This window comes from Sphingomonas sp. 10B4, assembly GCF_035019905.1.
GTDB lineage: Bacteria > Pseudomonadota > Alphaproteobacteria > Sphingomonadales > Sphingomonadaceae > Sphingomonas > Sphingomonas glacialis.
The window spans coordinates 1-1,195 of sequence record NZ_JASJVC010000163.1 but is presented as its reverse complement, the minus strand read 5'-3'; the positions used below and the strand labels follow the sequence as shown (position 1 = coordinate 1,195).

The window sequence follows — 1,195 nt, the reverse complement described above, 5'->3', positions numbered from 1 at the left end:
GAAAACTTGTTCGTCGTCTTGCTCATGGTAGCTCCTTCTCACAAGTAGAAGCCTCCGAGAAACCCGGGACGGTTCACTTCGTCTTGCGCTCAATCCTGGCAACACGGCCACGGCTCTCTTCGGTCCACATCCAAGCTCTGAATCATACTTCAGCGACAAGCGGAATCCCTCAAATCCGATTTTCCAAACAGCCTCTAAGGCACAGATGAGCGGACGCATCTCAGGGTGGGTTTTGGGAATCTTGAGCGTAGGGGTACTTGCGTTTGGTGTCCTTCATTTCAGCGATCTTGAAAGCTTCGGGCAGATGCTCCGCCAGGCACAGCCGCTGTGGCTGCTCGCTGCGGTCGGGCTCCAGGTTATCACCTATATGAGCGTGTCGCTGGGCTGGAAGCTAGTACTCGACAAAGCTGGGTCGCCACTCGGCCTTACCCGGCTGATCCCGGTCGCGATATCGAAGCTTTTTGCCGACGCCATCATCCCGGCGGCTGGGATGGGCGGCAATGTCGTGCTGGTTGATCGCCTCGTCAAACTCGGCGGGCCGCGTGGCGCAGCGGTCGCGGCGCTCTTGATAACGATGATAGGCTATTACGCCGCCTTTGCGATCTTCGCGCTTCTCATGCTGCTGATGCTTTGGCTCCACGGCAAGGCTACGCCGTTGCTCGTGGGCATCGTTACAGCTTTTCTGTTGGTTGCACTGGCGATACCCAGTCTTGCATTATGGCTTCGGCGTAGAGGCAGTCATCCCTTGTCGCCGTTCCTTGAACATATTCCGATTGTGCACAGCCTGCTTCATGTCGTTGGGGAGGCACCGGCAAAGCTTTTGGCTGACCGGTCGCTCCTCGCTGGCGTTGCCGCATGTAATGCAACCATCTTCCTCGTCGATGCGGCTACGCTTCAGGTATGTCTTTTCGCACTGGGTCATCCGACAGGCTACAGCACCGCGTTCATTGCTCTAATGGGCGCCTCGATCTTGGCGGCACTTGCGCCCATTCCAATGGGGCTTGGCAGCTTCGAGGCCGGATCGACCGCCATGCTAAGTCTTCTAGGAATTCCCGTGCCGGCAGCGCTCGCTGGCACTTTGCTCTTGCGCGGCTTCACCCTCTGGCTGCCGCTCCTACCCGGACTGATGCACCCCCTACCGGCTATAAGGCAGAGACGGCACCGAGGATGGTCTGGAATGGACTGCCTCCTGCGA

General features: G+C 58.2%; 1 protein-coding gene. It reads left to right on the top strand.

The genetic code is table 11. The features are described from left to right. Positions 1–205: 205 nt before the first annotated feature. The coding region (locus tag QN347_RS19255; protein ID WP_323494334.1) for a lysylphosphatidylglycerol synthase transmembrane domain-containing protein at positions 206–1,195 on the top strand (990 nt) is incomplete at its 3' end.